Annotated in this window: 22 protein-coding genes; 15 read left to right on the top strand and 7 right to left on the bottom strand. The window is 37.9% G+C overall.

Annotated elements, in window-relative coordinates:
• The first annotated feature begins 34 nt into the window (after positions 1 to 34).
• From ACR9EA_RS00155 to ACR9EA_RS00145, 3 genes are read left to right on the top strand one after another with little or no spacing between them, the layout of a single operon-like run.
• Positions 35 to 1,882: a DUF3604 domain-containing protein gene (locus tag ACR9EA_RS00155; RefSeq protein WP_435135858.1), complete on the top strand. Its 1,848-nt coding sequence runs from the start codon at positions 35 to 37 to the stop codon at positions 1,880 to 1,882.
• Between the two features lie 9 nt (positions 1,883 to 1,891).
• A complete protein-coding gene (locus tag ACR9EA_RS00150; RefSeq protein ID WP_435135856.1) occupies positions 1,892 to 2,752 on the top strand; it encodes a peptidyl-prolyl cis-trans isomerase in 861 nt (286 codons plus the stop codon).
• On the top strand, positions 2,752 to 3,738 hold the full coding sequence (locus tag ACR9EA_RS00145; RefSeq protein ID WP_435135854.1) for a HupE/UreJ family protein: 987 nt from the start codon (positions 2,752 to 2,754) through the stop codon (positions 3,736 to 3,738). Before ACR9EA_RS00150 ends, ACR9EA_RS00145 begins: the two co-directional genes overlap by 1 nt.
• A 34-nt stretch (positions 3,739 to 3,772) precedes the next feature.
• Here ACR9EA_RS00145 and dapB read toward each other — a convergent pair whose 3' ends face one another.
• The 3 genes from dapB to ACR9EA_RS00130 are packed head-to-tail and all read right to left on the bottom strand — an operon-like array spanning position 3,773 to position 5,288.
• Positions 3,773 to 4,573, bottom strand: a complete 801-nt coding sequence (gene dapB, locus ACR9EA_RS00140; RefSeq protein ID WP_435135852.1) for a 4-hydroxy-tetrahydrodipicolinate reductase — start codon at positions 4,571 to 4,573, stop codon at positions 3,773 to 3,775.
• Complete coding sequence (locus ACR9EA_RS00135) at positions 4,570 to 4,812, bottom strand: YgjV family protein (protein ID WP_435135849.1); 243 nt, start codon at positions 4,810 to 4,812, stop codon at positions 4,570 to 4,572. Before ACR9EA_RS00135 ends, dapB begins: the two co-directional genes overlap by 4 nt.
• Positions 4,809 to 5,288, bottom strand: a complete 480-nt coding sequence (locus ACR9EA_RS00130; RefSeq protein ID WP_435135848.1) for a MarR family transcriptional regulator — start codon at positions 5,286 to 5,288, stop codon at positions 4,809 to 4,811. Before ACR9EA_RS00130 ends, ACR9EA_RS00135 begins: the two co-directional genes overlap by 4 nt.
• Before the next feature lie 245 nt (positions 5,289 to 5,533).
• Between ACR9EA_RS00130 and ACR9EA_RS00125 the strand changes: the two genes are divergently transcribed.
• The 9 genes from ACR9EA_RS00125 (at position 5,534) to ACR9EA_RS00085 (ending at position 17,253) form a co-directional block, all read left to right on the top strand.
• A complete protein-coding gene (locus ACR9EA_RS00125; protein ID WP_435135846.1) occupies positions 5,534 to 6,613 on the top strand; it encodes a DUF1214 domain-containing protein in 1,080 nt (359 codons plus the stop codon).
• A gap of 119 nt (positions 6,614 to 6,732) precedes the next feature.
• Entirely contained in the window at positions 6,733 to 7,011 is a 279-nt protein-coding gene (locus tag ACR9EA_RS00120) for a GIY-YIG nuclease family protein (RefSeq protein WP_435135844.1), read from the top strand.
• A gap of 228 nt (positions 7,012 to 7,239) precedes the next feature.
• Entirely contained in the window at positions 7,240 to 8,424 is a 1,185-nt protein-coding gene (locus ACR9EA_RS00115) for a DUF1214 domain-containing protein (protein WP_435135842.1), read from the top strand.
• A gap of 161 nt (positions 8,425 to 8,585) precedes the next feature.
• Complete coding sequence (locus ACR9EA_RS00110) at positions 8,586 to 10,142, top strand: DUF1254 domain-containing protein (protein ID WP_435135840.1); 1,557 nt, start codon at positions 8,586 to 8,588, stop codon at positions 10,140 to 10,142.
• Between the two features lie 91 nt (positions 10,143 to 10,233).
• Positions 10,234 to 11,073 carry a hypothetical protein gene (locus tag ACR9EA_RS00105; protein WP_435135838.1) on the top strand — a complete coding sequence of 280 codons (840 nt, stop codon included), beginning with the start codon at positions 10,234 to 10,236 and terminating at the stop codon, positions 11,071 to 11,073.
• A gap of 155 nt (positions 11,074 to 11,228) precedes the next feature.
• Positions 11,229 to 11,834, top strand: coding sequence for a hypothetical protein (locus ACR9EA_RS00100; RefSeq protein WP_435135837.1), 606 nt, complete (start codon positions 11,229 to 11,231; stop codon positions 11,832 to 11,834).
• Positions 11,835 to 11,945: 111 nt separating this feature from the next.
• Positions 11,946 to 13,373, top strand: coding sequence for a DUF1254 domain-containing protein (locus ACR9EA_RS00095; protein ID WP_435135835.1), 1,428 nt, complete (start codon positions 11,946 to 11,948; stop codon positions 13,371 to 13,373).
• Positions 13,374 to 13,459: 86 nt separating this feature from the next.
• On the top strand, positions 13,460 to 15,832 hold the full coding sequence (locus ACR9EA_RS00090; protein WP_435135833.1) for an arylsulfatase: 2,373 nt from the start codon (positions 13,460 to 13,462) through the stop codon (positions 15,830 to 15,832).
• Positions 15,833 to 15,909: 77 nt separating this feature from the next.
• On the top strand, positions 15,910 to 17,253 hold the full coding sequence (locus tag ACR9EA_RS00085) for a DUF1214 domain-containing protein (protein WP_435135831.1): 1,344 nt from the start codon (positions 15,910 to 15,912) through the stop codon (positions 17,251 to 17,253).
• 56 nt (positions 17,254 to 17,309) lie between these two features.
• Here the strand turns inward: ACR9EA_RS00085 and ACR9EA_RS00080 are convergent, their stop codons facing one another.
• Entirely contained in the window at positions 17,310 to 17,561 is a 252-nt protein-coding gene (locus ACR9EA_RS00080; protein ID WP_435135829.1) for a hypothetical protein, read from the bottom strand.
• 304 nt (positions 17,562 to 17,865) lie between these two features.
• Between ACR9EA_RS00080 and ACR9EA_RS00075 the strand changes: the two genes are divergently transcribed.
• The gene (locus ACR9EA_RS00075) at positions 17,866 to 18,378 is read left to right on the top strand and encodes a sigma-70 family RNA polymerase sigma factor (RefSeq protein ID WP_435135827.1); all 513 of its coding nucleotides are present in this window, start codon (positions 17,866 to 17,868) and stop codon (positions 18,376 to 18,378) included.
• A gap of 51 nt (positions 18,379 to 18,429) precedes the next feature.
• Positions 18,430 to 18,702, top strand: coding sequence for a hypothetical protein (locus ACR9EA_RS00070; RefSeq protein ID WP_435135825.1), 273 nt, complete (start codon positions 18,430 to 18,432; stop codon positions 18,700 to 18,702).
• Between the two features lie 5 nt (positions 18,703 to 18,707).
• On the opposite strand, the gene ACR9EA_RS00065 is transcribed toward ACR9EA_RS00070, so the two are convergent.
• The 3 genes from ACR9EA_RS00065 to ACR9EA_RS00055 are packed head-to-tail and all read right to left on the bottom strand — an operon-like array spanning position 18,708 to position 21,211.
• Positions 18,708 to 18,977 carry a hypothetical protein gene (locus tag ACR9EA_RS00065; protein ID WP_435135823.1) on the bottom strand — a complete coding sequence of 90 codons (270 nt, stop codon included), beginning with the start codon at positions 18,975 to 18,977 and terminating at the stop codon, positions 18,708 to 18,710.
• A gap of 8 nt (positions 18,978 to 18,985) precedes the next feature.
• Positions 18,986 to 20,449, bottom strand: a complete 1,464-nt coding sequence (locus ACR9EA_RS00060; protein WP_435135821.1) for an alpha/beta hydrolase-fold protein — start codon at positions 20,447 to 20,449, stop codon at positions 18,986 to 18,988.
• A 54-nt stretch (positions 20,450 to 20,503) separates the two neighbouring features.
• On the bottom strand, positions 20,504 to 21,211 hold the full coding sequence (locus tag ACR9EA_RS00055; protein WP_435135819.1) for a class I SAM-dependent methyltransferase: 708 nt from the start codon (positions 21,209 to 21,211) through the stop codon (positions 20,504 to 20,506).
• 457 nt (positions 21,212 to 21,668) lie between these two features.
• On the opposite strand from ACR9EA_RS00055, the gene ACR9EA_RS00050 reads away from it, so the two are divergent.
• Positions 21,669 to 24,659 (top strand): T9SS type A sorting domain-containing protein, encoded by a 2,991-nt coding sequence (locus ACR9EA_RS00050; RefSeq protein ID WP_435135817.1) that lies wholly within the window; start codon positions 21,669 to 21,671, stop codon positions 24,657 to 24,659.
• Positions 24,660 to 24,850 lie beyond the last annotated feature (191 nt).

Here is a 24,850-nt window from a genome sequence, read left to right as displayed (position 1 = left end):
GTTTATTTTTATTTAACGGAAAACCATCAATATTATGAGACCACTGCTATTAACCATTACGAGTCTTCTATTATTTGCAGGCTGCAAAGACAGTCCAAAAGAAACCCCTGTTGAAACCAACACCACCACCGAAGAAATAGACATGGCTGCTAATATTCCTAGCAACCCATTAAAAGAAGCCTATTTTGGCGAGCAACACTTGCACACAGCTGCATCTATGGATGCCTTTATTGCAGGCACCAGATTAACTCCTGACGATGCCTATCGTTTTGCTCAAGGTGCAGAAGTGATGGTTAACGGAAAACCTCACACCATTAACCGGCCATTGGATTGGGCTGCAGTAACCGACCACGCCGAGTTTCTGGGTGAAGCTTACTCGCTAATGAATCCAGATGCTCCAGGTTATGACAGTGAAGCGGCAAAAGCAATGCGGGAAGCTCCTGATTTAGCCACAGCCCTTACAGTTTATAAAAAATATGTATTAGATGCTTTGGCTGGAGGCAATGCGCATCCCGATTTCTGGCAAGGTTATGATGCCGTAAAATCGCAATGGAAGGTAAATATCGATGCTACTGAAAAACATTATAAACCCGGAAAATTTACAACCATTCATGCTTACGAGTGGAGTTCGGCACCCAATACCGCAAACCTTCACAGAAATGTATTCTTTAGAGACACCAATCTACCGGACATGCCATTTTCTGCTAACGAAGGGCCGTCACCTCAAGAATTATGGGATTGGATGAAAATTCAAGAAGCCAAAGGCATTAAGGTTTTCTGTAACCCGCATAACTCCAACGAAAGTAAAGGAATGCTATTTCCAGAAGTTGCCATGAACAACAAGCCGATTGATGAAACCTATGCAAAAACAAGACAACATTTTGAAAGAAACCTGGAAATGATGCAAACCAAAGGAAATTCTGAGGTTGTACCACAGTTTTGGCCAAACGATGAATTTGCCGATTTTGAAAATGCTGTTTCCCTTCAAAAATACTTTGGAAGAGTTTTCGAAAAGCACAACTTTGTACGTTACGGTTTAACCCGAGGTGTTAAATATTATGAAGAATTAGGCATCAACCCGTTTAAATATGGATTTGTAGGCGGAACCGATAGTCATAATGGCGTGATGTCTAATGTTGAAGAATTTAATTATGTTGGTCATCACGGCATGGCCGATGAAACTGCCGAAGGACGTTCTAAAAACGAACAAGATGGTGAGATGTACAACCGAGACATGAACCCCGGAGGTTTAACTGGCGTCTGGGCAACGTCTAACACCCGAGAAGCGATTTGGGACGGCATGCACAACCGTGAATCTTTCGCTACCTCAGGACCAAGAATAAAAGTTCGCTTTTTTGCTGGTAACGGATATAGCACTAATTATGATTCTTACGAAACTATGGTAAAAGACGGTTACGAAAAAGGTGTGCCTATGGGACAAAATTACGAAGGCTCTGAGTCTCCAGATTTTATGGTTTGGGCCATTAAAGATCCTATCGGACCAAATTTAGACCGTATTCAAATTATTAAAGGATGGGTGGAAAACGGCGAAATGAAAGATAAGATTTACAACGTCGCCGCCTCGGACGACCGATTAAAATCAGACGGAACCGTAACGCCTATAGATGCTCCTGTGGATTTAAAAACAGGTGAATTCAATAAAGAAAAGGGCGACCCCGAATTAATGGCTGTTTGGAAAGATCCAGAATTTAATCCCACTCAAAATGCGTATTATTATGTAAGAGTTATACAACTGCCAACGGGACGTTATAACTTATTTGATGAAATTAGAAACCCCAGAGTTAAATATCCAGACGACACAAAAAAAACAATTCAAGAACGCGCTTGGGCTTCCCCAATTTGGATTGAAAACAAGCTATAAAATCAATTTATGAAGAAAATACTTAAGGAACCCTTAGTGCATTTTTTGTTCTTAGGGTTCTTAATTTTTGGTTACTACTACCTAACCAATAAAGATTCTAACGCTGAAGAAAATAGTATCGTTATTGACAATACCGAATACGACTACTTGTTAAGTTTGTGGAAAAAACAATGGCAGCGCGATCCTAACGAACAGGAAATAAAAGCTTTTATAGACCAATATCTGCGTCAGGAAGTATTTTACAAAGAAGCTTTGGCCATGAATTTAGATCATAACGACCTTATTGTAAAACGCCGTTTGTCACAAAAAATGGAAGCCGTGTCGAACGATTTAAATGCCATAATTAAGTCGCCAACAGACGATGATTTAAATGCATTTTACAACAAAAACAAAGACCTGTTTATATTGCCACCAGCCTATAGCTTTAAACAAGTATTATTTTTAAATGATGAAGACAATCTTGAAAGCGAAATGGAAACAACCAAAACGCAGTTAAATAATGGGCAAGATATTCCTAAAGCGCGCCAAACAAAACTATCCATTCCAAATACATGGAACAAAAGTGAAGCCACATCTATTTATAAAACGTTTGGCGATTACTTTACCTCCGTTTTAGATTCCTTACCAATCAATACATGGGTAGGGCCTATTCCTTCAGGTTTTGGTCAACATTTGGTGTACATTTCAAAAAAGGAAGTGTCTGAAATTGCCAAATTCGAAACGATCAAACCTTATGTTGAAAAGGAATACCAATATCAAACCGAGCTCGACATGCAGAATAAGGTATTCGAAGATTTGCTGGATAAATATCCTGTAAAACTAACGGCAGACAAAATACCTTCAGACATTAAAAAAAGTTACCAAAATTAATGAGAGTCCTCTTTAAAATTATTACAGTACTATTTTTCGGGGTCACGTTTAATTCTGTATTCGCTCATGAAATTCGTCCAGCCTATTTACAAATAAATCAAATATCAGAAAACGAATACACCGTGCTTTGGAAAGTACCACGTACTGTGGATAAGGTTTTGGATATTCAACCAAAATTTGACAAGAATTTTACCTTAACCGAAAGCATTGCACCGAGAATTCTAGAGGCCTTTGTCCTCTATACTTACAAACTAACAGGAGCAACAAATTTAAGTAATACCTCAATAAGTATTAACAACCTCAATACTACAGGAATCGATGTGCTGGCAGACATCCGTATGTTAAACAAGGCTCATCATACCTTTCTCTTGCAACCTACAAAAAGCAGTGTCATTATTCCTAGCGCACCAAATAAGTGGACAGTGGCAAAAACCTATATTGTTTTGGGGATAGAGCATATTCTTCTGGGCTTTGACCATCTCTTGTTCGTTCTGGCCTTAATTATAATAACCGTAGGATTTAAAAAATTATTGAAGACCATTACCGCTTTTACGCTTGCACACAGTATTACCTTAAGTTGTTCTGCTTTAGGTTTAGCCAGTTTACCTGGCCCTCCTGTAGAAGCTGTTATCGCTTTAAGTATTGTTTTTCTAGCCTTAGAAATACTAAAACTTCAACAAGGGAAACCGACACTCACCAGCGAAAAACCTTGGTTGGTTGCTTTTAGTTTTGGCTTACTCCACGGCTTTGGATTTGCCGGAGCTTTAACCGACATCGGACTACCACAAACAGAAATCCCATTAGCTCTGGCTACATTTAATATAGGCGTAGAACTGGGACAGATCCTTTTTGTTTTAGTAGTAATCGCCATTTCATACCTTATAAAATCAATTATCCCTAAAAAAGGCTGGATTCCTCGAATTTTACCGTATAGTATTGGTTCTGTCGCCATGTTTTGGGTTATAGAACGTATATTGCTTTTTTAATGCAACCCTTCCCTAATTAAAGCATAGTACTTCGTTAAAACGTCATCACAGAATCCAACCCCCGCTTTAAACCTGTAAACGAACTTACTTTTTCTATGGCTAATAGACCACCTTTTACATAAGGTTCGGCACTGGCACCAGAATCGTGACGGATAGATAGTTTTTCATCTTTAAGTCCGAAAATGGATTCTATAGAGATAACGTGTCCAGGCAATCGCACCGAATGCACTTGTACTTCATTGAGTTTAGCTCCCCTACTGGATGCTTCACCAATAAGTTCGTCTTCACCTACAAACACATTTGGTTTTTGAACTTGTGACAAACGATACGCCAATTCTCTGGCAGTACCACTGGGCGCATCTATTTTATCTTCGTGAGCATAATCTATAATCTCGAAATTGGAGATGTATTTGGCCGCCATTTCAGAAAATTTCTGAAGCAAGACCACCGTAATGGCAAAATTACCTACTGCCAAAACAGACGTATGGTTTTTAATGGCTTCCTGTTCTATCGTTTTATAATCGGCTTCGGTTAAACCAGAAGTCCCCACCACCACATGCTTTCCTTTTTTAAGAGCAGCCAGAATATTGGTTTTAGCAATATTTGGTTTTGTATATTCTACCAGCACATCAAAATCGGTTTCAGACAAGGCTGTTTCAATATCTTCAAACACAGGAATCGGTTCGGAATCCAGTTGTAAAATGTCAGACAAATTTTTGCCCTTATAGGTTCTGGATAAAGCCGATACCAAAGTCATTTCCGGATGCTCACAAACCCCTTTACTCAAGGCAGAACCCGCCCAACCTGTTCCGCCAGCAATACAAACTTTTATCATAACACTTGTGTTTTGTTGTTTTTGTTCTTTTTCGATTTATTTAAGTGATACACATGAATCACACAGAATATGATTCCCGAAATGATTAACGGGCCCGATTCTAAGAAAAATCCGTACACCACATAAAAGGCACTCGATATTAAATGCCAAAGCCTAAAATGCTCCATTTTCTTTTTGGTTGCCGCAAAAAATCCCACGGCAATAGCCATATACCCAATAATTTCGACCACTATTTTCATGCGTTTAATTTATCGCGTACGCGTTGTTTATAATCTTGTTCGTTTAACCTCTTTTCTATATGTCCTAATTCTTCCAACAAATGAGGACTTTCGGCCAACAATTGTTCTAATACCTGGTTTTGCGCTTCCCAAAGGACTTCTATGGTTTTGATTTGTCGTTGGGCTTTGGGCGTTAGTTTCAATATCTGTTTTCGTTTATCTTCCCGATCTGAAACTGCTTCTACATAACCGCTTTTTTTCATTTTTTTGACAATTTTAACCACAGCCGGATGAGATAGTTGCAAGCGCTCAGACATTTCTGTAATGGTTAAGGCATCATGTTCCTGTAGCAACCTAAAAACTAAGTTCCAATTGGGTTCAATATCCACCCCTTCGGTTTTGTATAAATCTCTGGTGGCATAAAGCAACACATCGCTTAAACGCTTTAAACGACTTGTAAAACCTTCCACCTGAAGTGTTGTCAAAAAATCTTCCATTCTATTTAAGTAACTGGTTACGCAAATGTAATAACAATAAACGTAACCAGTTACATGTTTAGCGTATTTTAACATTCATAATACACCTCTGAACCCTAAGTAATATAAATTTCAGAGCGCTCACACCAATTAAAAAGTAATCTATAACTTACATCGAAAAAGTTAGTTTTTGTTTCACTGTTATTTATAACCTTTGTAAATTAGAGCTCTAAAATCATCAAAATCAACACTTAAAAAACCATTTTATGAAAACATTTTATAGCAGTATCATCATTTGCACCGCCTTAGCCTTTGCCTCTTGCAAAAGCGAAAAAAAAGAAGCCGAAGTTATACAAACCGAAACTGAAACCGTAAAAGATACCACCGTTGCCGTTAATAACGAGAATTTCGCTTACGCCATGGCCGATTTGGCGATGCAAAAAGAATTTGTACAAGGTGCCAATAATACTTGGAACCACCACCGTAAGCCCATGCCTTTAGACGAGCAACCAGCGCCACTTATGAATCGCGATACTAACTATTCCTTTGCCATTCTCGATGGCGGTGGCGATGTAGCCATTACGCTTCCAGAAAACGACGGACGCTACATGTCCCTACATGTTGTAAACCACGATCACGTAACGGTTGATGTGTTTTACGGACCAGGACGTTACGTAATTCCAGCTTCCAAAACCACCGATTTTTTCTGGGCGAACGTGCGCATGCAAGTCAACCCAAAAAGTGATGCCGACGTAAAAAAGGTTAACGAATATCAAGATCAACTTCAAGTAGAACACCTAAACGGTTATCAACCAAAATCATTCAAAGTCACGCCATGGAATATGGCTCAATTTAAAAGTGTTCTCGATCATTATATTGAGATTGCAGGTAAAGAAGGCGTTCGTGGCACAATGGGAACAATAGACAACCCTGTCTCTCTTGAAGCTAGAAACCGTGGCGTGTCAATTGCAACCGGATTATTACCCGATAAAGATGCGGTTTACCTAACCGAAAAATACGAGCTTGATGGTAGTAAAGTGCATAAAGTGACTTACCAAGTCCCAGAAATGAAAGATCCTAAACTAGGTTTCTACTCCATCACCATTTATGGCGACGATCAATATTTAAAAACCGATAAAGGTTCTACGATTAGTAATTCGGAAATCAAATTGAATACAGACGGAAAAACCTTCGATATTTATTACACTCCAGAAGATCAATACGACAGTCTAAAGCAGAATAATAAACTGCTAATGCCAACACAACCCTTTTGGATTTGCTTCAGAATTTACATGCCTTCGGAAGGTGTAGTGGCTGGGGAGTATACGTTGCCAGCTATAAAGTAATTTTAATTAAATGAGATTCTGAGATAAACTCAGAATGACGAGAAAACAACAAAAAGTCATGCTGAACTAGTTTAACTTCGTTGAATCTTCGATTTCAGCATCACATAACACAGAAAACCTTGCAATCAAGCTTTGTGTACATATTGACTAACACCTACAGAACCACTTTTTACATTGGTGTTACCAATAATTTAGAAAGAAGAATCCTAGAACATCAAAACGGAATCGGGTCACTTTTTACCAAGAAATATAATCTTAAAGACCTGATTTATTTTGAGCAATTTTCGGATATTAAACAAGCTATTGCCAGAGAAAAACAATCAAAAAACTGGAAAAAAGATTGGAAGATAAATTTGATAAAAGAAATGAATCCAAAGTTAGAAACTTTAAATTTTTGAATATGGTGAGATTCTGAATCGAGTTCAGAATGACGAAAAAATAACGAACGTCATGCTGAACTTGTTTTCAGCATCACACAAGAAAACGTAATAAAACAAAAAATATGATGAGATTCTGAGTCAAGCTCAGAATGACGAATTCGCCAACAAAACGTCATGCTGAATTTAGTTCAGCATCGCACAAAAAGCGTAATCACACATAAATAAACAAACCATAAAATAAGACCAATGAAAAAACTATCAAGTATAACCATCCTTTGCTTCATATTATTGCTTGCATCCTGCAAAAGCGAAAAAAAAGAAGCTGAAGTAACACAAACACAAATAGAAGAAACCGAGCAATTAACCAAGCCAACAGAAACACCGGACGAAGAGGCTAAAACGGGTGTAGGCAAAAACGGTGAAGCCACAGCAATAAACCCAGCTTTTATTGATGAAGGTGGCGAAACAGTTAACATGGACAATGTCGTTCGTGCCGAAACTGCCAAATACCTAGCAGCCGAAACCATCATTAGCGGCCCCAATAAATTTAGACATGAACGCAATGGTATCGACTTAGATAATCAAACTGTAATCCGATCTAATTTTGACGCCATTTATTCCTATGCCGTTTACGATGTGTCTGGTGGCTTAAAGATTTCGGTTCCTGAATACGATTTGTATCAAATTGTACAAGTATTGGATGAAAACTCGGTAACGATTGGTGTGGTTTATCCTGGAGAAACAAAATCATTTTCAAAAGACGATTTAAGTTACGGCGATCACGTTTACCTTTTTATGCGAACCAGACCACGAACTTACGACGAAAAAGGTATGGAAGACATGCGTAAACGCCAAGATGCCGTTGTAGTTGAAGCCGGATCGGCTAACCCTTATACCTCAGAAGTGAAATATGACGTAACTTCGTTTAATACACTTCGCGGCGAATTACTTAAAAGAGCCATTACCGAAGGTGTGATAGAAGAAGGTTTTATAGATGACATTAAAAACATAAAGACACCACAATACCAAATGATTAACACCGCAGGTTGGGCTGGACTACCTGCTAAACACGCCTATTATTTTGTGGTGCTTCCTGGCGATGAAGGTGCTAAAAATGGCGAACATAGTTCCGTGACTTTTAACAAACCCGATTTACAATACGATCGCGCAGCTTACTGGTCTATTACTATTTACAACGAACAAGGTTGGGTGGTTACGAATCCGTTTAACACCAATTCCACCAAAGCCAAACCAAATGCCGATGGAAGCATTACCCTTAATTTTAACGGTGGCGATGATGCTATTAATAACATTAAAGTACCGAAAAACTGGAATGCATTATTTAGATGTTACTTACCTAGTTCGGTGCCTAGTATCGTAGAGTACCGTAAGGATTTTGTAAAAAATCATAAAGTGCTTACGGTTAAATAGATTTGAGATTCTGAATCGAGTTCAGAATAACGAAATGAATAACGAACGTCATGCTGAACTTGTTTCAGCATCACACAGAAAGCATAAATTAAAAAAAACATTAAATGATGAGATTCTGAAATAAATTCAGAATGACGAAATCATCAACAAACAAATAACTCATGAAAAACACCCTCATTAAAACCACTGTTGCAGCAGCGCTTATACTAACCGCCTGCCAGCAACCAGAGAAAAAGGTGAATACAGACACCACTACCTCAACCGAAAACCATTACGAAACCTTAGCCAATTTACGATTGCCAGGAGGATACCCTACTGAGGCTTCAGCAAAAACCTTAACCGAAGAATTGTATTTTCAGCGTGCTACACAGGTCTATTTATGGGCGCTACCTGCGGTAAATATGTACGCCATGAAAGAAGGTTTAGGTAAAACCTTTGGCGAAGGCTACAACGTGATTTCGGTATTCGAAAAACGCTTAAAACCAAACACGGTGATTACCACACCTAATTCGGATGTGATTTATGCCCTTGGCTTTGCCGATTTAAGTAAAACAGGGCCTTTAGTATTGGATGTCCCGCCTATGTTACAAGGATTGTTAGACGATTTTTGGCACAGACCCCTTGTAGGACCAGAAAAACCAGATGGCACCAACTTTTTAGGAGATATCGGATTTCCTGGACCAGACCGCGGTAAAGGAGGTAAATATGTGATTATTCCAGAGGGATACAAGGGCAAATTACCTAAAGACTACTATGTATATACCAGCAAAACCAATGGCGTTTTTATATTTCAACGTGGCTTTTTCAAATCGGTTGACGATTTAGAACCGGGCGTGAAAGGGGTTGAAGGCATTAAAATATATCCTTTAGAAGGGGAAGCGAAACCCATGGATTTTCAACATGCCTCAGACGTCGATTCTGATGCCCTTTTTGCTCATGATTTTTCGTATTACGAAATGCTTAACCGTTTTATCCAAAGTGATCGTGTAGATAATATCGACCCCTATATGCATGGAATGATGGCGGCTATCGGTATTAAAAAAGGTGCTGATTTTAATCCGACTGCACGCGAAAAAGAATTACTTGGACAAGCTGCCGAAACTGCTTGGAAAATGGCTAAAACCATTTCAGGTAATTTTGATGAAGAACCAGATGGACTTTGGTGGAAAGACCGCAAATGGGTAGCGCATGCCCATACCAATTTAGATGATTTTATGCACACCCTTATCGATGAAGAATTTAGAGATCGAAAAACAGGACACACCGATGTAAATGCCAAAGCACACATGTATATTAATCATTACTCGATTAGTACCGGAATGATGTCGTCTATCGTTGGGCTTGGTGCAAAATATGGTAATGCCTACAAAGACAGTGATGGTAACTACCTCATGGGTGAAAACACATACAAAATCACTTTCCCTCCAAATATGCCAGCCAAACTATTTACCTCGCTTACCATTTACGATGCAGAAACCGCATCGGGGGTTGCTGCCGAAGGACAAGATTATCCGTCTTTAAACACCATGAACGATTTAGAATACAATGAAGATGGTTCGGTAACCTTTTACGTTGGCCCAGAAAACACAGAAGGCTACAAAAATTTCATCAAAACCGTACCAGGTAAAGGTTGGTTTAGTCTATTTAGATTCTATGGGCCAGATCAAGCGTTCTTTGACAGAACGTATAAGGTTGGTGATTTTGAGAAAGTGAAATAATATTTTAAAAGCATAAGCTTTACATTCAAAATACATATAGCCCTCGCAGGGTTTGAAACCCTACGAGGGCTTAAAGTTAAAGTCCATTAAAATGCGTAACATACTACTTGCTTTATGTTTATGTCTTAGCTTTCATACTTACGCTCAAGACACCAAACCAGAATCTCTCTCTGTAGAAGACATGGCCAAAAAACGCCAAGACCCTGTAGCTGGCTTACGCAGTATTTATTTGCAAGAAGTCTTATTACCTATAGATGGCGGTATGGCACAATCCTTTTCTATACAGCCTGTTTGGCCATTTCGGCTAGGTGAAAATCTGAAACTGATAACGTACACTATTATTCCATTCCAATCTATTTCAGCAAATAATTCCACCAGTCATATTCCTATTTACCCGACGCCCACCCAAGAAAGCGGTAGAACTCACGCGGGCGGGTTAGGAAATATTTTATTCAACGGTTTTTTTACGAGTATGCAAAAAAAGGGAAACATCAGTTGGGGTGTGGGGCCTGCCATTCAATTTCCAACTCGAACCGAACCTGTTCTTGGAAGCAATCGTGTGAGTTTAGGACCTTCATTCCTGTTTAATCATGGAGGCGAAACGTTTTCTGGTGGATTTGTCATTCAGAATTACTGGTCCTTAGGCGGTGAAGGCGCTAATGCAGTGAATTCCTTTAACTTTCAATATTTCACCTACTACAATTTGCCTAAAGGTTGGTTTTTAGAAAGCAATGCTACGATCGTTAACAATTGGCTGGCCGAAAGTGGGGATCAGCTTTTACTTCCTCTTGGTGGTGGCGCTGGAAAAACCTTCAAAATAGGTCAATCCAAATTATTTTATTGTGCCGCAGCACAATTGTTTTATAACGCCGTAAGGCCTGATATTGTTGGCACTTGGGAAGCCGTGTTTCAGTTGCAGGTAATTTTGTGATGATAAATGAAATTCTGAATCGAGTTCAGAATGACGAAAAAATAACGAACGTCTTGCTGAACTTGTTTCAGCATCGCACAGAAAGTATAAAATAAAAAAGTATTAAATTATGAGATTCTGAAATCGAAGATTTAACGAAGTTAAACAAGTTCAGAATGACAAAACCATCTAAAATCATGAAAGAATACAACTACAAAAAACGCCTAGAAAAACCACGCAATAAAATTGTAAGTGGTATGATGTATTTATTGCCTTTGTTTATCCTATTTGTAGTGATAGAAAAACTGTGGTATAAAGTCAGTCATTTAGGAAAATTCGTTGCACACAATTTACATTTAGACGATTTTCTTGGTAAGTATTCCATCACCGTAACAACGGGTTTATTATTACTACTTATTTTTTATGTTTTTGGCTATTTAGCCACCTTACCTCGTTTTATCAGATTTTACAATTGGTTTGAAGGCATGTTATTGGATGTTATTCCGGGGTATAGCAAGTATAAAAACGACTTAGAAAATAAAATAAGTCCGAAACCAGACAACCGCATTCCTGTTTTGTTGAAAACGCCTGTAGGCAATAAACCTGGGCTTCTCATTGATGAAAAAGAAGCAAGCTCTGTGGTGTTCTTTCCTAGTACTACCAATGCTTTGGAAGGTGAAGTGCTAGTTGTAGACAATAAAATCATCGAAAAAATTGATTTAGATGCCAAATCGTTTCTGGGCATTATGAAAAAACAAGGCAAAGGTTTGCCTGTTTCTTAAATATAAACCCTCAAGGTTTTAAAAAACCTTGAGGGTTTGATTTTTCTATTCGTGTTTCATATCTCCCAAAAGCTTTGTACTTTTATATAGAAAAACACTAAATAACCTTCCATGAAAACCACCTTCTTAAGTCTAGTGTTAGCAACTGCTTTATTATCTGGTTGTCAACAACAAACAACAACTAATGATTCTACCCAATCCACACAAACTATAAATAGCATAACAGCCGCAGAAGCCAAAGCCATCGCCGAGGAAGCCTATGTTTACGGTTTTGGTATTGTAGAAAACTACAAAGCCATTTTCGGGATGTGCATTGCAGAAAAATCGCCAGCCTATTCTGGCTTCAATAAATTTTTACACGGACGCAAATTATACGACCCCGATTACACCACTGTGGTATCTCCAAACAACGACACCTTCTACTCCACCACTTGGGCCGATTTAAGTGATGAGCCTTTAGTTATTGAAGTTCCGAAATTAGGAGACACCTATTTTGTTATTCAATTGGTTGATATGTTTACCGACAATTTTGCTTACATCGGTACGCGAACCACAGGAAAAAATGGTGGTACTTATGTGCTTGTTGGACCTGATAATAACGGATCCATTCCAGCGGGAAAGTTTGACGATGTGATTGTGTCCAAAAGTCGCTATGTCGCTTTAGCCACACGAACCGCTACCGACGGCACCGAATCAGGCAACAAAAAAGCATTTGCTATCCAAGACGGATTGAAACTACATGCTTTAAGTGCCTTTTTAGGAACAGATGCACCAAAAGCCACAGATTTTAAACCAAATTTCCCAATTTACAACGCCGATTCGTTATATGCCAAACCTAAATTATTCACCTATCTGAATCAATTTTTAGAATGGCAATCGCCAACTAAAGACGAAACTGCGATGATGAAGCGTTTCAGTAAAATTAATATCGGGCCGTATCAAACCTTCGATTTAAAGAATTTTAGTCCTGATATTCAAACAGCCATTCAAGAAGGAATTGCAAACGGCCACCAACAAGTGGTTGATAAAGCCAATAGTTTAGGGAATCGTGAAGACGGCTGGGAATACATTCCACCGATGGGGAATTACGGTCAGGACTATTTATTTCGTTCGGCAGTGGCTTACAAATTCATTTACACTAACAGTCCGGAAGAAGCCATTTATCCAATTGCTGAAGCCGATGCCGACAATGACAATTTAAACGGTAGTCAACAACAATATATTTTACATTTTGATGCTGATGAACTACCGCCTGTAGATGCTTTTTGGTCGATGACCATGTACCATTCGGATACGCGTTTGATGGTGAAAAACCCAATAAACCGCTATTCTATTGGCGACCGTACACAAGGTTTAAGTTATGGAAAAGACGGCTCCTTAACACTGTACATTCAAAAAGAAAAACCTGAAGGTGATAAAGCGAAAAACTGGTTACCAGCTCCAGACGGTGAGTTTTACATCATTGCCAGAATGTATATTCCTCAAGAACCAGCGCTAAATGGCACTTATAAATTGCCAGCGATTGAGAAATTGAAATAATTAAAATGAAGAAAGTCCTTCAAGATCTTTGCGAAATCTAGTAAGCATCTCATAAAATATTAATCAATACACCAAATAGACTCATTATGAAAACAAAAACTATTGCACGCTCTTTGGTATTCTTTATAACCTGCTGCTTATTTTCTTGTCAGCAAAAAAGTGAAACAACAAATCAAAACGATTCAAAGCAAACCGAATCCAACAACAAACTCCCGTACGATGATCCAGAATTTCATGGTAAAATAGGTAAAACGTATGCCGATTCGGAAATGGATTGGCCCAAGATGCCAACCCCACCCAAAGACGCCCCAAATGTTATTGTTATTCTCTTAGACGATGTTGGTTTTGGAATGACCAGCACCTTTGGAGGTTCAATTCCCACACCAAATTTAGACTCGTTGGCAACCCAAGGTCTTCGTTACAACCGCTTTCATACTACAGCAGTTTGCGGACCAACACGAGCTGCATTGCTTACAGGAAGAAATCACCATCAATCTGGCAATGGCTTTTTAGCAGAATGGGCCACAGGATACCCTAGTTACAGCACCTTGATACCGCGTAGTACAGCCACCGTAGGAAAGGTTTTAAAAAACAATGGCATGAACACCGCTTGGTTTGGCAAAAACCATAATACTCCCGATTGGGAAACGAGTGCTGCAGGTCCTTTTGATCGTTGGCCAACCGCTTTAGGTTTCGATTATTTCTATGGGTTTAATGCGGGAGAAACCCACCAATATTATCCCGTTATTTTTGAAAATACCGTCCCTGTAGAACCGGAAAAAACACCAGAAGAAGGCTATCATTTTCAGACTGATATGACCAATCGAGCGATAGATTGGCTAAAACTTCAAAAATCGATGTCGCCTGAAAAACCCGTCTTTATGTACTACGCTCCAGGAGCTATGCACGCACCACATCATGTTACCAAGGAATGGCGCGATAAATTCAAGGGAAAATTTGATCACGGATGGGACAAAGAGCGTGAAATCACATACGAGCGTCAGAAAAAAATGGGCATCATTCCTGCTGATGCTAAACTTTCGCCACGAAATGAAAATGTTCCAGAATGGGATAGCCTTAACGAGGAACAAAAGAAATTCTACACGTTGCTATATGAAAATTATGCGGGTTATTTCGCCTTTACCGATCATGAAGTTGGCCGTTTACTAAAAGCCATTGGAGAACTTCCAGATGCAGACAACACCTTAATCATGTATATTGTTGGCGACAATGGCGCTAGTGCAGAAGGTGGAGTTGATGGTACTATTAACGAAATAAAAGCCCTTAATGGTATATCGAGTACCATAGAGGAAAACCTTGAAAAAGCAGACGAAATAGGTGGCCCTACAACCGAACCACACTTCCCGATAGGTTGGGCTTTTGCTGGAAACACGCCCTTCCCTTGGGTAAAACAAGTCGCTTCCCATTTTGGCGGTTCTCGAAACCCTATGGTAGTTACTTGGCCTAAGGTAATTAAAGACAAAGGCGGTATGCGTTCTCAGTTTTTACACGTTATCGATGTGGTCCCTACCATTATGGAAGCCACTGTTATCAGTTTTCCAGAATATGTAGATGGTGTAAAACAAAAACCTATTGCCGGAAAATCGTTCTATTCTACGTTTACAAATTCTAATGCTGAAGAAATTCGAAACACCCAATATTTTGAAGTATTAAGTAATCGGGCTATCTATCATGATGGCTGGGTGGCAGCACACCAACACACCAAGCCATGGCGTCAAGACGTAGCGCCTGGTTACGAAAATGAAGTATGGCAATTATACAATATTGAAGAAGATTTTTCTGAAGCTGTCGATATTGCCGAACAACACCCAGAAAAACTAGAAGAACTTAAAAAACTCTTCGATAAAGAGGCCGAAAAATATGAAGTATATCCGTTAGACGATCGTGGTGCAGGTCGCTTAACCGTTCCGAAACCCTCACCGCTAGGTAATCGCAAATCGTTCACCTTTTACGAAGGCGCTACCCGTTTGCCAGAAACGGCCGCACCAAACACAAAAAACACCTCTTGGACCATGGAAGCGCTGTTAGAAACCGACACCAAACATAAAAATGGGGTTATCAATGCCATTGGCGGTCTTGGTGGCGGATATGTACTTTATGTAAAAGACGGCTACCCGACTTTCCTTTACAATTTCTTTGAAGACAATACCACCATTACGTCAAACAAAAAATTGCCAAATGGAATGGCTTCCGTTAAAATAGATTTTAAGTATGATGGTGGTAAGCCAGGAAGCGGTGGTTTGTTCACGCTTTTTATCAATAATGAAAAAGTAGGTGAAGCGCGAGTAGAACAAACCGTAGCTGGACGATATGGTATTGACACCTTCGGAATTGGCGAAGACACAGGCTCTCCGGTAACCAAAAATTATAAGGCTCCTGCAAAGTTTGAAGGTCATATTGCTGAAGTTCAAATCGAATTAAAACCAGCTGTTCAATAAATAATACAATCCTGAAATATATTGAAATACCCCACAAAGGACTTAAAAACCCTTTGTGGGCTTAAAAAAACAAACCTATGAAAACACAAAAATACCTTCTTCTACTACTCACTTTAGTTGGTGCCTTTAGCTTCAACGCCTGTAAACAAGAAACCAAACAACCAGCTACAGAAGCTAAAACAGTAAGCAGCCATGATATTGTAGAATCTTACATCTATCTATTAAGTCGGGCTTTGGTGGTGCGCCAAGAACAAATGGATTTTGAAGGCACCGGATTGGAGTACAACACCATTAAATACAACGAAGCCGGAAAAGCCGATTTCGTTAACCCGAATCTCGACGTGGCCTATATGGAAGCTTGGATTGCCATTGATGAAAACTCGGCAACCTTAATCGAAATCCCAGAAATTAAAGACCGTTACTATACCATACAATTGTTAGACGGTTGGGGCGAAGTGATTGTAAACATTAACGAACGTAATTATCCGGATCATCCGTACGGCACTTTTGCTTTATGTTTAAAAGGAAGTGAAGTGGATTTACCAGAAAATGCTTACCGCATTGACATGGAAAACAAAAAAATTAAAATGTTAGCACGTGTAGAGTTACAAGACGATTTAAAAGCTGCTGTCGCTTTACAACAACAATTCAAAGTAAGCGCTACTGGAACACCAAAAATCGACCCAACGCTTGATTTTCCGAAGTTTACCAACAAGCAACCACCGGGACACAATCTGTTTAATTATACTGAAGCTTTTTTAGAAACGCCAGACACGAAAATGACGCATACCGATTCGATTCAGCAATTGGTAAAATCGGTTAGCGCTTATGTTTCAGAATCTGAAACCAACGCTACAAAAGTAGATTCCATTATAAAAACCGATGCTTTACCGCAATTTATCACTTTTGCGACAACCAAGGCTGGTGGTTTTAAAAATGGCTGGTTAGCTACCCTAAAGGCAGGAAATTACTTTGGTGATTATTGGACCCGTACTTCAGCAAATTTTGTTGGGATTTGGGCCAACACCTCGGAAGAAGTGATTTATTTCATTGCTTCTAAAGACGCCAATAGCGAAGCGCTTGGTAACGGCAAGAGCTATGAATTGCAATTTGCACCCGACAATTTACCTGTTAAAAACGTAAACGGCTTTTGGTCGGTTATTTTAGTGGATTTCCCTAATTATCGTGTGGTAGACAATGATTTGAATCGCTATAATTTCAACAATTACTCGCCATTTAAATACGAAGCCGATGGTAGTTTAAAACTATACATCGCCCCAGAGTATAACTCGAAATGGCCAAAAAGCAATTGGTTGCCATCACCTAAGGAAGGATTGTTTAACTTAACCTTACGCATGTATGTGCCAAAAGAAAATGTGTTGAAAGGCGAATGGTTTCCGGAAGGTTTGGAGAAATTATAAACTTAGACTTCACTTAACACAAAAACCCTTCAAGCACATAAAATACTTGAAGGGTTTTATTCTGGTTTACTGTTATTCAGCCTAATGGTTTTTAAATAAGCATCTCCCCAAAGTCCAAAAGATGCTTTTTGTTTTATATTATCAAATTGAAGGTATAGTGTTTTTTGTTGTAGAGATACCGACTGATACGTTAGCCGATAGGTTTGATAGCGTTCGTTGCTTTCTTCTGGAAGAAAATCAACGGCTTCAATCATTTTATAATCCTTCAAGTTAGGAAGGAAATTATAGATGTTACGATCTATTTTCATCTTTTAAAAGTGTTTCACCAAGCAAACATTAACGGCCGCTTGGTTTTCAAAATTTAAGTGTTTCGAGAGTTACCCAATACACCCCTTAAATTTCTGCTTTTAAACCATTCATTTATAAACGTTTAAATATACTTCAATTTCTTCATTTCCAAGCTTTTTTATCAATTTATCATCACATTACAATTAAGTTTTTGTTATTGACACTTGTTTAAGATTAATTCTTCGAGTTTTAACCTAAACATAACGCTATTAAAACCTTTAGGTAAGTCCAATCTGCTACATTACATATTTTTAAATCATTTTAATGGGAAAAGCAACCGACTTTTTAAAAGTATATAACGCCTATTGGCATATTCAATATGCATTTGCAGCCAATGCATTACAAAATACCCTCTTGGCAGAACAAGTGGTTGGCGATGTTTTTACCGAATTTTGGCACAATTTTGCACTGATTGCTCCAAATGACTACGACACCTACTTGAATAAAGCTTTAAAACTACATTGCTCTAAAAAATTGCGAACTCTAGATTTCAACCCTCATCAATTACAACAAGTGGAGTGTGCTCTACAATTCAGTAAAGATCGGCTACATTTAGACCAAGACAGTAAATCGGATTTATTAGAAACCTTAGACCAACTTTTAGAAACCCCTAATTACGAGCGTTGCTTGCTATTTTTTAAACTGCGATATCGAGATAATATGAGTTGTAAGGATATTGCCAAACAACAAAATGTATCGATAAGAAACGTAGAACAGTATCTTACACAAGCGCTAGACATTTTAAAATCGAAATCGCTTAACACACCTAATACGTAAAGAAAGTATTGTGCATTCCCAAAACCATCTATCACTAAAATTAAGGTATACATGAAAGAGAAAATATTTAAAATGCTGCTCAGAAAATACGAAAAAGACAAAGCCACAAACGAAGACCTAATGGTTATAGATACATATTTTTCGTTAATGCAACACCAAGGAATAAACCCCGAAACCATAAAATTACAATTAGCATTAAGAAACCGCCTGTACAGAACCATTAAAAAGAGAGCTATTAAACCAGTACATTATTGGGCGATAGTTGCTGGCATAGTCGTTTTTATTTTAGTTGTAGGATTTGCAATCTATATTGTTTTAAGATAGCCTTATTAAAAATCCCAAGCTTCCTCATCTTGTGTCGCAATGATAAAGATATTCAACAACACATCTGAAGCATCTAAATGACGTACTAAGATATCGAGATAAACCTGACTATTTTTAAACGAATATTTATTATTTACCAAACCTTCAATTTGTATAGATACGGCGTTACTAACATGCTTATGAATTTTGCGCTGTTGTTTTTTTAGTTTTTCGAACTTTTCATCGTTATTTAAATCGGTTTCTTGAAAAATCGTGTTTAATGATAGGCATTTCAAGTTCTCTTTTATTGGGTCTTTAACCACTTTTTGTAGCAAGCATCTAAAAAAGCCTGACCTTTATTTTTATAATCGTCTGTAAACACCGTAAAATGATCGCCTGGAAAATATTCTATAGCTATATCTGCCTGTAACATTTTCATTTCTTTTTCGAATAAATACAATGCTTCCTGTAAATGAAAATTATCTTGCTCTCCCATAGAAATACGTATTTTACCTGATACTGCATCCTTATATGCATCCCAATTTGTACGTAATTGATAAGACAAATCGTAACGTTTAAAAATAGGCAATACGCTTTTATTTATAGAACCATCTGTAGGGTTTACCAAACGCATAATATTGCCATTTCCGTCTCGCTTACTAAAAACCGCATCAAAAGAATGCAACTGCTCTCCTCTGTAAACAACATGCTCTAACCTGTATAAATCTTTAGCCGAAATAATCGGGAATCGGCCAGCCATTGTGATATCTGCCAAAAGATTGCCATTAGCATCGTAAAACATGTTATCGGTTTCATAAATATTTTTCCCTTGCCAATTTCTAAAATCAACTTGATCTGGTGCACTAGCCCAAGCTCCAGAAAACGTTTCAGGGTAATTAATTTGTAACCATAAAGACGTCCAACCGCCACTACTATGTCCAAAAACCATGTTTGCACCGTTGGTTCTATAACGTTTTTGCAATTCAGGAATAAACTCTTGCACCAATGCATCTCCCCAAGGCCCATTAATATCGCTATTGGCGTAAGTTGAATGTCCTTCAGAACAATTTCCATCTAAATACACTACAATAGCTGGATATCCTGCCAAAGAATTAAAATTATACTTTCCTTTTCCTGCATGTAATTTATAATTAGCTCCAAATCCAAACACCGAAAACACTACAGGGTAAGACTGGTTAGGATTATCGAAATAATGTTTTGGTAAACTTACTGCACCAGCAATAAAAACTTCTTTATCATGGAAAGTACTTAACAGGTTCGATTTTAATCTCAATTCCTTCAAATGTGATGTTTCTTTAAATGTAAGTTCTTCAACAATTTGATTACAGGACAAAACAAACTTTGTATTGAAATTTTTGTCTAATATCACCTGTTGTGGCTCCGAAAACAAATTACCTGCACTATTAGCAATATTTTGCCCACCTAAATTTCTATCGAAAACAGCTTGCACATAATAAGTTCCTCTCTCAATATCAGACAGTGCTACCGGATACGACATCGCTTGATCGTTATATATTACTGATTGATTGGGATTTAAATGATTAACCTCTATACGAAAAACAGGCGGTAATTCTAACGCAAGGAAAGCATCTTTAGGAGTTTTGTTTTCTTTAGACAAATATAAAAGTATCTGCCCAGAAAAGGAATCGGACATTGTTGTTGAAGGAAAACTAACCTCGAATGTTTGCGCTATAGTGCTGCAAACCCAAAACAATACTAAAAATACAATACTACCTATCTTCTTCATTATAATTTTGTTTAGAGTAACTCTTAAATGTACAAATTAATCTGAAAACCCATTTTATTTTACACCTCCATAAGCCGCAAAACAAAGATTTTTATGCAGGATATCTACATTCGAAAATCCAACAGATGTCATTAATTCTAATTGATATATAATAGACCTTGGGGAATCTTCTTTAGCAATGTAATCCAACACTTTATTTTTGTAATCCTGCCCACCTATAGCTTCTAAATAATCGCCATATTTATCCCAAATCAGGGTATTTAACTCAGCAGTATTTTGAAGTATTAAATCGGAAATCATTAAACAACCTCCAGGTTTTAAAAGGTTATACAGTTTTTTAAAGGTTAATTCCCAATCCGAATCATCACGTAAATGGTGCAATACTGCACCAGCTAAAATAATATCAAATTGCTGTTCGGGTAAATCCACTGTACGAATATCGCCCTGAATCACTTCTGCACGTTCTGTTAGCGACGATACGCGTTGCAAAGCACGATGTAACATGGGTTTACTTAAATCGACTAAGGTGCAGTTTAAATCTGGCAACTTACCTAACATTTTAAGTGTGTAATTTCCAGCTCCACAACCAATATCCAACAGATTAACGGCATGTGGTACTAAACGTTTTGCAGCTTCGGTAATTAATTCTAAAGATAATTGAGCATCTAAAGTAGATACTTGCCCTGTTTGTAAATTCGAAAACCGCTCTACATCGTTATCAAATCGCGATGTTATTTCTTGTACTGTAGATTTGTTTTGCATACGCTCATTTATTTTTTTAAAACTACAATACAAATTTTTCAATACGATTGATTGTGTGGTATTCTTTACGATGCCCAAAAAAAACACATACTACTAGAAACTCAGTTTTATTCCTTTTAAAACAAAATAAAAAACAGCGTATGCGAACATTTATTTTCTTGTTATCCACGTATTATTTAAATAATCTAAACAAAATTGAAAGCCTATAAATAATTTTCAACACTCATCACAAAAACCTAATTTACAGGATTTTAAATACATTTTTCTTCTTTTAATTTTCAGCAAAAACAAAAGAGCTTCCTTATATATATTGTAAAAGAGTAAGTAGTTTTAGAATGTGAACAGGTTAAAACCAAGTGTCGTTTTAAAGCTTAACCACCAACAACCGAGCTTATAAATAAACAAGGTTTAACCAACACACCAAAAACAATTATCAACCAAAAATTAATTATTTAACATGAGGAAAATTACCTTTTATTTGATGTTACTCTTTTGTGCATCGGCATTCTCTCAGGTCGAAATTTCAGAAAATTTTGACACCTCGGGATTACCAGAAAATTGGACCGCAGAAAATTCTAGTGTGCATTCACGGTTTAGATGCTCCGATACGGGCAGTAGCTTAGCGTCTTTAGCAGCTAAGGAAACTGCAAATACTATTACTATGCCAATATTCCCGTCTAATGGCACAGCACTTACCGTTAGTTTTAATTATAACATTTACGAAAATAAAGGAAGCACCTTCTTCCCTAACATCGTAGCCCCTCCAACAGCATGGGGAACTTTAGTATTAGAATATACTACAGATGCTGGAGAAACTTGGACTAACCTTACTACCGTGAACGATTCCAGCTTTACTTACGAAGACGCTACAACCTGTGCTACTTTTAGTACTTCTATCGATGCAGGGGTAATTGCCGATGAAAGCAATTTTCAAGCACGATTTGTATTTACAAACGCTAGTGAATCCTCTTTATTCTGTATTTTGGATGAAATATCTTTAAATCAAGAATCTACAACTGTACCTAATTGTACTACAATTACAGCTCCAGAAAACGAAGCTACAAATATAGAAGTTGCTCCTAGCACTACCATTTCATGGAATAAAGCCATTGGTTTTGCTTCTGGTTACAAACTTTCTGTAGGGACTACTGCAGATGGAACAGACGTATTAGACGCTGTAGAAACTACCGAAACAAGCTACGATGTAACTGGTTTAGATTACGAAACCATGTACTATGTAACCGTAACACCTTATAACGATTTTGGAGATGCTACCGACTGTACAGGAATAAGCTTTACAACTCGTAACGCCCCTATACAAGGAGCTACTTGCGACAACCCTTTTGAAGTAACTTTAGGAGACACGCCTTATGTTCATAGTTCCAATACCGCAAACTTCGAAAATTTATATTCAAGCAACCCATGTACCACTTTTAGTGGAAACGACGTTATTTACAAAATCGAACCAACCGAAGACGTTGCTATCGACTTAAGTTTAGTAAAAAACAATCCTGAGGACAAAGGTGCTGTATTAGCGGTATTAAACGATTGTCCTGGTGCTGCCACAGAATGTTTAGGATCTGACTATGACTATGGTGCCGATAACAGAGAGCTTACAGACATTTTACTATATGGCAACAATACGTATTATGTTGTTGTAAGTAGTAAAAGTGCCAGCTCTACGTTTGGTTACAATTTAGTAATTACCAAAAAAGATTGTATTGCCCCACACGTTAGTGTAACACCAGTTGCCGATTGCGATAACGCACAATTTAATGTAGATGTAGATGTAACCTACACTGGAGACGCTACAACCTTAACCTTAACAGACGATCAAGGTAACTCTAAAACGGACATTTCAGAAACAGGTATCGTAACTATGGGCCCTTATGCTAGCGGTACTACTGTAAACTTTACTTTAGCGAACGATGGTACAGAATGTAACACCCAAACGTCTACATTCTATTACTGCCCACCAGCTAACGATAACTGCGACTCAGCAACAGCTTTAGAAATTAATACCGACCAAACTTGTACCTTAATTACAAGCGCTACTAATGCGGGAGCAACACATTCTGAAGCTACAGGAACAGCTTGTGGAACTAGCGGAACTAACGATGTTTGGTTTAGCTTTGTAGCTGTTAGCGAAGGCCTTGTTTTGGAATATTCTAACATTACAGCAGCCATTGGAGAAGGCGGAACTATTCAGGCTACCGAAATTTTAGAAGGTACTTGCGATGGTGAGTTTACAAGTCTTTTATGTACCACTGGAGCCTATGTACCTGTAAGTGGGTTAACTATAGGAAACACCTATTACATTAGAAACTATACTAACCTTGGTGGTGAATACGCACAAAACTACGACATCTGTTTAAAAACACCTCCAGCTCCACCTGCTAACGACGACTGTGTTAATGCTATAGCATTAACAGCCTCTACAGACGATACTTGCGATAACAAAACCAACGGATCGACTATTGGAGCTACCCGTTCTGCAGAATCACAATGCGAAGACACTAGCTACGCAAAATATACAGATGTTTGGTATACATTTAATCCAGAAACAACAGGTTTATACGAATTTAATTTAACCAAAAACTCTGGTCCATCTACCAATTATTTCATCTATAGTGGTACTTGCGGGGAATTAACAGCAATAAGCACTAACTGTAATCAAACTAGTAATATCTTGCTGTCTTTAGATAGCGAAACTACTTATTATGTTGCAGTTCGCTCATCGACCACAGAGCCAGGATCAGATTTCGATTTATGTGTTTGGAATATTGAAGGCGCAGCAGCAAATAACAGTTGTATTAGCGCTATTGCAATGGAAGAATCTTTAAATGATGAAGGTAATAATGCCATTACTGGCACTTTAGAAAACGCTTATCCTTCTGCCGAAAACTGTAACACTTCTAGGTTTGCTCTATGGTACAGCTTTACTCCAAAGTATACAGGCAATTATTATTTAAACTTTTCAACAGATGCAGAAGATCCAGCAGACCAAACTGCAAACTTCTCTATCTTTAGCGGAACATGTGGAGATTTACAACAAAATATTGCAGGTTTAACTTCATGTTGGCAATCTGGTGAAAAAACAGCTGCTTTAGAAGCTGGTACCACTTACTATATTAGTATTCACGATACTGCTAAGACTACAGGTTTTACTTTCTTTGCTTATCCTGATGCTTCATTAAGCATAGAAAACGTAGAAAATACAGCAGAATTTAAATACTACCCGAACCCGATTGTAAACGACTTTACAATTGAAGCGAAATCTAACATTTCTAAAATAAGTGTATTTAACATGCTTGGACAAGAGGTAGCACAATTACAACCAAAAAGCTTAAAAGCTACCCTTTCTATGACCGATTTACAAAATGGAGTATACTTTGTAAAAGTGGATATTAATAACGCTACTAAAACTATTAAAGTTATCAAAAAGTAAATTAGCAAATATTAATTACAATGAGTTCCATTAATAGGGCAGCAATTTAGCTGCCCTATTTTTTTTGTTTTCATAATAAAATCGATTCATTTTAATTTTTTAACAAAAAAACCGCCGCACCAAAGTAAATTATTTGCTAAAATTATGTTAAAAGAAGATTAATACTATATTTGTAAAAGAGAAAACAATTA

The sequence above is a fragment of the Formosa sp. A9 genome (assembly GCF_051200825.1).
Lineage (GTDB): Bacteria > Bacteroidota > Bacteroidia > Flavobacteriales > Flavobacteriaceae > Formosa.
Note: the sequence above shows the minus strand (reverse complement) of the source record. Positions and strands in the feature narration are given on the sequence as shown.

Bases quoted from the DNA above. Each gene is read 5' to 3' on its own strand.
- ACR9EA_RS00155 (WP_435135858.1), top strand. From the start codon at position 35: ATGAGACCACTGCTATTAACCATTACGAGTCTTCTATTATTTGCAGGC.
- ACR9EA_RS00150 (WP_435135856.1), top strand. From the start codon at position 1,892: ATGAAGAAAATACTTAAGGAACCCTTAGTGCATTTTTTGTTCTTAGGG.
- ACR9EA_RS00145 (WP_435135854.1), top strand. From the start codon at position 2,752: ATGAGAGTCCTCTTTAAAATTATTACAGTACTATTTTTCGGGGTCACG.
- dapB (WP_435135852.1), bottom strand. From the start codon at position 4,573: ATGATAAAAGTTTGTATTGCTGGCGGAACAGGTTGGGCGGGTTCTGCC.
- ACR9EA_RS00135 (WP_435135849.1), bottom strand. From the start codon at position 4,812: ATGAAAATAGTGGTCGAAATTATTGGGTATATGGCTATTGCCGTGGGA.
- ACR9EA_RS00130 (WP_435135848.1), bottom strand. From the start codon at position 5,288: ATGGAAGATTTTTTGACAACACTTCAGGTGGAAGGTTTTACAAGTCGT.
- ACR9EA_RS00125 (WP_435135846.1), top strand. From the start codon at position 5,534: ATGAAAACATTTTATAGCAGTATCATCATTTGCACCGCCTTAGCCTTT.
- ACR9EA_RS00115 (WP_435135842.1), top strand. From the start codon at position 7,240: ATGAAAAAACTATCAAGTATAACCATCCTTTGCTTCATATTATTGCTT.
- ACR9EA_RS00110 (WP_435135840.1), top strand. From the start codon at position 8,586: ATGAAAAACACCCTCATTAAAACCACTGTTGCAGCAGCGCTTATACTA.
- ACR9EA_RS00105 (WP_435135838.1), top strand. From the start codon at position 10,234: ATGCGTAACATACTACTTGCTTTATGTTTATGTCTTAGCTTTCATACT.
- ACR9EA_RS00100 (WP_435135837.1), top strand. From the start codon at position 11,229: ATGACAAAACCATCTAAAATCATGAAAGAATACAACTACAAAAAACGC.
- ACR9EA_RS00095 (WP_435135835.1), top strand. From the start codon at position 11,946: ATGAAAACCACCTTCTTAAGTCTAGTGTTAGCAACTGCTTTATTATCT.
- ACR9EA_RS00090 (WP_435135833.1), top strand. From the start codon at position 13,460: ATGAAAACAAAAACTATTGCACGCTCTTTGGTATTCTTTATAACCTGC.
- ACR9EA_RS00085 (WP_435135831.1), top strand. From the start codon at position 15,910: ATGAAAACACAAAAATACCTTCTTCTACTACTCACTTTAGTTGGTGCC.
- ACR9EA_RS00080 (WP_435135829.1), bottom strand. From the start codon at position 17,561: ATGAAAATAGATCGTAACATCTATAATTTCCTTCCTAACTTGAAGGAT.
- ACR9EA_RS00075 (WP_435135827.1), top strand. From the start codon at position 17,866: ATGGGAAAAGCAACCGACTTTTTAAAAGTATATAACGCCTATTGGCAT.
- ACR9EA_RS00070 (WP_435135825.1), top strand. From the start codon at position 18,430: ATGAAAGAGAAAATATTTAAAATGCTGCTCAGAAAATACGAAAAAGAC.
- ACR9EA_RS00060 (WP_435135821.1), bottom strand. From the start codon at position 20,449: ATGAAGAAGATAGGTAGTATTGTATTTTTAGTATTGTTTTGGGTTTGC.
- ACR9EA_RS00055 (WP_435135819.1), bottom strand. From the start codon at position 21,211: ATGCAAAACAAATCTACAGTACAAGAAATAACATCGCGATTTGATAAC.
- ACR9EA_RS00050 (WP_435135817.1), top strand. From the start codon at position 21,669: ATGAGGAAAATTACCTTTTATTTGATGTTACTCTTTTGTGCATCGGCA.